The 5,568-nt window shown below is 62.6% G+C and carries 6 protein-coding genes; 3 read left to right on the top strand and 3 right to left on the bottom strand.

Features of this window, described 5'->3' with window-relative positions; all coding sequences use genetic code 11:
- Nucleotides 1-248 (bottom strand): hypothetical protein (locus tag HLUSI_RS34110; RefSeq protein WP_238533988.1); only part of this gene is annotated, 248 nt, incomplete at its 3' end.
- Nucleotides 249-329: 81 nt separating this feature from the next.
- On the opposite strand from HLUSI_RS34110, the gene HLUSI_RS0112040 reads away from it, so the two are divergent.
- From HLUSI_RS0112040 to HLUSI_RS0112030, 3 genes are all read left to right on the top strand, one after another.
- Nucleotides 330-833, top strand: a complete 504-nt coding sequence (locus tag HLUSI_RS0112040; protein WP_016834211.1) for a DUF1993 domain-containing protein — start codon at nucleotides 330-332, stop codon at nucleotides 831-833.
- Nucleotides 834-1,108: 275 nt separating this feature from the next.
- Nucleotides 1,109-1,720, top strand: coding sequence for a superoxide dismutase (locus HLUSI_RS0112035; RefSeq protein ID WP_016834210.1), 612 nt, complete (start codon nucleotides 1,109-1,111; stop codon nucleotides 1,718-1,720).
- A 36-nt stretch (nucleotides 1,721-1,756) separates the two neighbouring features.
- Nucleotides 1,757-2,395, top strand: a complete 639-nt coding sequence (locus tag HLUSI_RS0112030) for a DUF2325 domain-containing protein (protein WP_016834209.1) — start codon at nucleotides 1,757-1,759, stop codon at nucleotides 2,393-2,395.
- Here HLUSI_RS0112030 and HLUSI_RS0112025 read toward each other — a convergent pair.
- Together HLUSI_RS0112025 and HLUSI_RS28310 are read right to left on the bottom strand one after the other, a co-directional pair.
- The gene (locus tag HLUSI_RS0112025) at nucleotides 2,392-3,900 is read right to left on the bottom strand and encodes a SulP family inorganic anion transporter (protein WP_016834208.1); all 1,509 of its coding nucleotides are present in this window, start codon (nucleotides 3,898-3,900) and stop codon (nucleotides 2,392-2,394) included. The two genes, HLUSI_RS0112030 and HLUSI_RS0112025, sit on opposite strands and share 4 nt — an antisense overlap.
- A 242-nt stretch (nucleotides 3,901-4,142) precedes the next feature.
- Nucleotides 4,143-5,568: methyl-accepting chemotaxis protein (locus HLUSI_RS28310; protein WP_016834207.1), on the bottom strand; the 1,426-nt coding region annotated here is incomplete at its 5' end.

Raw genomic sequence — 5,568 nt, 5'->3', positions numbered from 1 at the left:
TAACCGACCCGGCCGACCGCAGCACAGGTCAACCCGCAGGCAAAGAACGACGCTGCCGGCAAAAAGATGTAAGTACGTAAGGGCGGTCCACGCCTTTGATGCCGTGGATCGCCATGAGGTGTTTCGTCCCCTTGCCGACCGGAGCGGTTGCCCATGCCGAGCTGGTCGGCTTTTTTATTCCCTGCGGCGCTTTTGTGTTGTCCCTGCGTTGTCGTTACATTGTCTTTATGATGGACAGCATCAAGCAACCGTTGTTGTTCCCTGTGGTCATTAAAAAATGGCAGGCGTCATGAACGTCGCCAATCATTTCATTCATTCCAGGAGTCATCATGTCGCTCACCATGCATCAGATTTCCATTCCCGTCTTCATCCGCGCGCTGAACAATCTGTCGACCTTGCTCAACAAGGCCGCCGCTCACGCCGAAGAAAACAAGCTCGATCCGGACACCCTCCTGACCGCGCGCCTGTTTGAAGACATGTATCCGCTTACCGGCCAGATCCAGCGCGCCAGCGACGCCGCCAAGTTCGGCGCCTCGCGCCTGTCGGCGATCCAGCCGCCCAGCTTCGCCGACGAAGAAACCACCTTCCCGCAACTGCAGGAACGCATCGCCAGGACCATCGCCTTCCTCGAGACCGTGACGCCGGAACAGCTCGACGGCAGCGCAGAACGCGAAATCGTCATCAAGCTGCGCGGCAACGAGACCAAGTTCACCGGCCAGGCTTACCTGCTGACGTTTGCGCTGCCGAATTTCCTGTTCCACGTCACCACCGCTTACGACATCCTGCGTCACAAGGGCGTGAAGATCGGCAAGATGGATTACCTCGGTTTCTGATCGATACGCAGAACCAGTTTCATCAGTCTGAACAAGGAGCCGGCACATGCCGGCTCTTTTACATTGCGGCAGCGATTGCCACGCCCGGAAAATGGGCCTATGACATGTAGGGATATGGCTTCGCGGTTTTCCTCTAAAATCGACATCCTTCGTGCGCCTGCACCATCGCGGTCCAGGCCTTGCAAATTTTGCAAGCGATAGCGCCACCCATACGGCAGCCTCCCAGTCCATTCCGGCCCTTGCGCCGGCCATGTGATCCACAACCGGAGAGAACCATGCCATACAACCTTCCCGCCCTGCCTTACGCCTACGACGCGCTGGAGCCGCACATCGATGCACAGACCATGGAAATCCACCACGCCAAACATCACCAGACCTACATCAACAACCTCAACGCCGCCGTCGCCGGCACCGAGTGGGAAAAACTCAGCGTCGAAGAACTGGTGACGCGCGTCAAGGAGGTCCCCGACAACCTCAAGGCCGCCGTGATCAACCAGGGCGGCGGCCACGCCAACCACTCGCTGTTCTGGCTGGTCATGTCGCCGGACGGCGGCGGCAAACCCGAAGGCACACTGGCAGCCGCCATCGATGCCGAACTGGGCGGCTTCGACGCCTTCAAGGAAGCCTTCACCAAGGCCGCGATCTCACGCTTCGGCAGCGGCTGGGCCTGGCTCAGCGTCACGCCGCAAAAGAAGCTGATCGTCGAAAGCAGCGGCAACCAGGACAGTCCGCTGATGAACGGCAACACGCCGATTCTCGGCCTCGACGTGTGGGAACACGCCTATTACCTGCGCTACCAGAACCGCCGCCCGGAATATATCGGCGCCTTCTACAACGTCGTCAACTGGCCGGAAGTCGCGCGCCGCCATGCAGCAGCCTTGCAATAAGGCGGCCGGGTTCACGCAGGAAAGGAGGACCGCTACATGACCATGCACATTCAGGACGTGGCGCTGCTGGAACAGGAGCAACGCGCCATGGTCTCGCACCTGGCGCGGGTACAGCGTCGCTGCAGCGCCGTGATCCAGGAGCAGGCCGCCGAAATCGCCTCACTCAAGGCGCAGACCATGCGCCTGCGCGCGGCCGTGATCGCGCGCGACTCGGCGCTGGCCTGGGCGTATGAAGACCGCGCTGCGCTGGAGGCGGCGATCCCCGACCTGCCGCAACGCGCGACGCTGGTGCGGCGGGTGAAGGAACTGAGCAAACGCCTGGAGGAGTTGATGCGGGAGAAATTGCTGCCGGTGTATGCGCCCGCGATTTCTTCGACGATGACCGGCGAACGGGAGAAGAGGGAATCAGTGGAGTCGGCGGAATCGGGCGAACTCTCAGGACTGGAAGCCGCCATCGTGGCCGCCGACCTGGTGATCTGCCAGACCGGCTGCCTGAGTCATGGCGCCTACTGGCGCGTGCAGGACCACTGCAAGCGCACCGGCAAGACCTGCATGCTGGTGGAACAACCGGCCAGCGTACGCATCGTGCGCATTCACCAGGACGGTGATGGCGGCAGCAGCAGCGGCAGCGCGCTGGAACAGCACGCCCCTGCGGATCTCATCCCCAAGGATTAACGACGCGCGCCGGCCATTTCCGGCTCGCCGACATCCATGCCCACACGCTGCAGCAATTGATGGCTGCGGCGTGACAACTGCGCCAGACGCAAATGTTTTCCGGCGCGGGTGTAGCGCTCGGACAGCGCTTCCAACGCAGCGATGGCCGAATGATCGGCCAGATGCAGATGGCGGCAATCGACTACCACCCGTTGCGGATCCTGCGCCGGATCGAACAGCTCCTGGAAATGCGCGGTCGATGCGAAGAACAGCGTGCCGTGCGGGACGTAGGTTTTTTCGCCATCACCGGAATCCTGCACCTCGGCGCGAATCTCGCGCGCATGCTGCCAGGCGAAATTGAGCGCCGCAATCACGATGCCGCACAGCACCGCCACCGCCAGATCCGTAAATACCGTAATCACCGTGACCGCGACGATCACCAGCGCATCGTTGCGCGGCACCTTGCCGAGCACACGCAGGGAACCCCATGCGAAAGTCTGCTGCGCCACCACGAACATCACGCCCACCAGCGCCGCCAGCGGAATACGCTCGATCAGCGGCGACAGGAACAGGATGAACAGCAGGATCATCACGCCGCTGACCACGCCCGACAGCCGTGAACGGCCGCCCGAGCTGAGATTGATCATGGTCTGGCCGATCATGGCGCAACCGCCCATGCCGCCGAACAGGCCTGACATCACATTGGCCGCGCCCAGCGCCAGGCATTCGCGATTGGCCTGGCCGCGCGTCTCGGTGATTTCATCGGTGAGATTGAGCGTCAGCAGCGTTTCCAGCAAACCGACGATGGCCATCAGCACCGCGTACGGCGCAACGATGCGCAAGGTCTCCAGCGTCAGCGGCACCTCGGGAAAATGCCACATCGGCAGGCCGCCCGCAATATGCGCCATGTCGCCCAGCGTGCGCGTGGGCAAACCGGTCGCCTGGCTCAGCACGGCCACGCCGACGATCGCCGCCAGCGCCGGCGGGATCGCGCGCGTCAGGCGCGGCAACAGGTAAACAATCAGCATCGTCACCGCCACCAGCACCGCCATGATCAGCAGCGGCGCGCCGTGCAGCCAGTGCGTGCCGCTCGCGTCGGTCTGTTTGAAATGTTCGAACTGCGCCATCGCGATCACGATCGCCAGGCCGTTGACGAAACCCAGCATCACCGGATGCGGCACCATGCGGATCAGCTTGCCCAGCCGCAGCGCGCCGAACAGCAGCATCAGCACGCCGCTGAGCACCACCGTCAACAGGAAGTATTGGGCGCCGTGCTGCGCCACCAGCGCCACGATCACCACCGCCATCGAACCGGCCGCGCCGGAAATCATGCCGGGCCGGCCGCCGAACAGCGCCGTGATGGTGCAGATGAAGAAGGCGCCGTACAAGCCCATCAGCGGGTTGATCTGGGCCACGAGTGCGAACGCGATGCACTCGGGCACCAGCGCGAACGACGACGTCAGGCCGGCCAGCACATTGGCTTTGCCGTGCGAGAACCATTCGTCGCGAAAGGAAGTTGTATTCATTGATCGTTATCCATAATCCGATGCCGGCGCGCACTTCGGTGTCCATGCAATATGCACACCAGCAACTGGAGAAACAGCGATGACGACCTGCAGGAAAGACGGCGCCGGATAAAACGATGGGCGGCTTCAGGGAAATGGAGATGTCAGATTGTTGCGCAGAAGGCAAGGTGCAAACCGGACCGGCGCCCGCGAGATGCGGCGCCGATCCGGGCATTTTACCGCATCCGTGTCTTGCCCCGGCCTCAGGCCAGCCGCGTCAGCGCAGGCGCAAGCGATTGCGAACCCAACGACGCCGCCGGACGCGCCCCATGATCGAGCGAAAACACGCTCACCAGTTGCGCCAGCGAGGCCGCCTGCGTCTGCATGGAAGACGCCGCCGCCGCAGCCTGCTCCACCAGCGCGGCGTTCTGCTGGGTCATTTCATCCATCTGGCTGATGGCGTGGTTGACCTGCTCGATGCCGGACGCTTGTTCGCGGCTGGCCAGGCTGATCTCGCCGACGATCTCCGCCACTTTGCGCACGCTGCCGACCACGCGCTCCATGGTGACGCCGGCCTGCTCCACCAGCACGCCGCCTTCGCCGACCGTCTTGACCGAGTCGTCGATCAGCAACTTGATCTCTTTTGCGGCGGTGGCGCTGCGTTGCGCCAGGCTGCGCACTTCGCTTGCCACCACGGCAAAGCCGCGGCCCTGCTCACCCGCCCGTGCGGCTTCAACGGCGGCGTTGAGGGCCAGGATATTGGTCTGGAAGGCAATCCCATCGATCACGCTGATGATGTCGACGATCTTGCGCGACGAGCCGTTGATGGCGCTCATCGTCGTTACCACGCGACCGACCACTTCACCGCCCTCGACCGCGATGCCGGACGCTGCCGCAGCCAGACGGCTGGCCGTGTCGGCGTTGTCGGCATTCTGGCGCACGGTGGAGATCAGTTCTTCCATCGCCGATGCGGTCTCTTCGAGGGCGCTGGCCTGCTGCTCGGTGCGCGCCGACAGATCGTGGTTGCCGACACTGATCTCGGCGGACGCCACCGCAATCGTATTGGTGCCCTGGCGCACATTGCTGACGATGTTGCGCAAGCTGCCGTTCATGTCGTTGAGGGACGACAGCAATTGCCCGACTTCATCAGCGCTCTTGCCATCGCCACCGCTGACTTGCGTGGTCAGATCGCCGGCAGCGACGCGGCGCGAAATCCCCAGCGCGGCATTGATCGGGCGCGTGATGCCCACGGTCAGATACCAGGCGCAGAAACATCCCAGCAACAGTGACAGACCTTCCAGGATCAGCAGCAGGCGGCGGCTGCCGGCGGCGATGTCGTCGATCTGCTGCGTGGTCTTGTCGATGTCGCGCTGTTCCAGTTCCAGCAACTTGAGCATGGAGTCCTGATAGCTCCTGGCCAGCGGCACGAACTCCTGATCGAGCAGGCGATTGCCTTCCTCGACATTGCCGGCCGACTTCAGGTCGAGGATGCGATAGTGCGACGCCAGATAGACCTTGCGCCGTTCACCAATATTTTGGAACAGGGATTTTTCTTCATCACTGCTCAACAACTCGCCGACTTCCTTTTGCAGGCGCGTGGAGTTGTTGGTCGAGGCCTTGGCTTCATCGATGAAATATGTTTTCAAGGTGGGATCGGCGCTGCGCGAAATCGCAATCGTGCGCACCTTT

It is taken from the genome of Herbaspirillum lusitanum P6-12 (genome assembly GCF_000256565.1).
Taxonomy (GTDB): domain Bacteria; phylum Pseudomonadota; class Gammaproteobacteria; order Burkholderiales; family Burkholderiaceae_D; genus Herbaspirillum; species Herbaspirillum lusitanum.
Note: the sequence above shows the minus strand (reverse complement) of the source record. Positions and strands in the feature narration are given on the sequence as shown.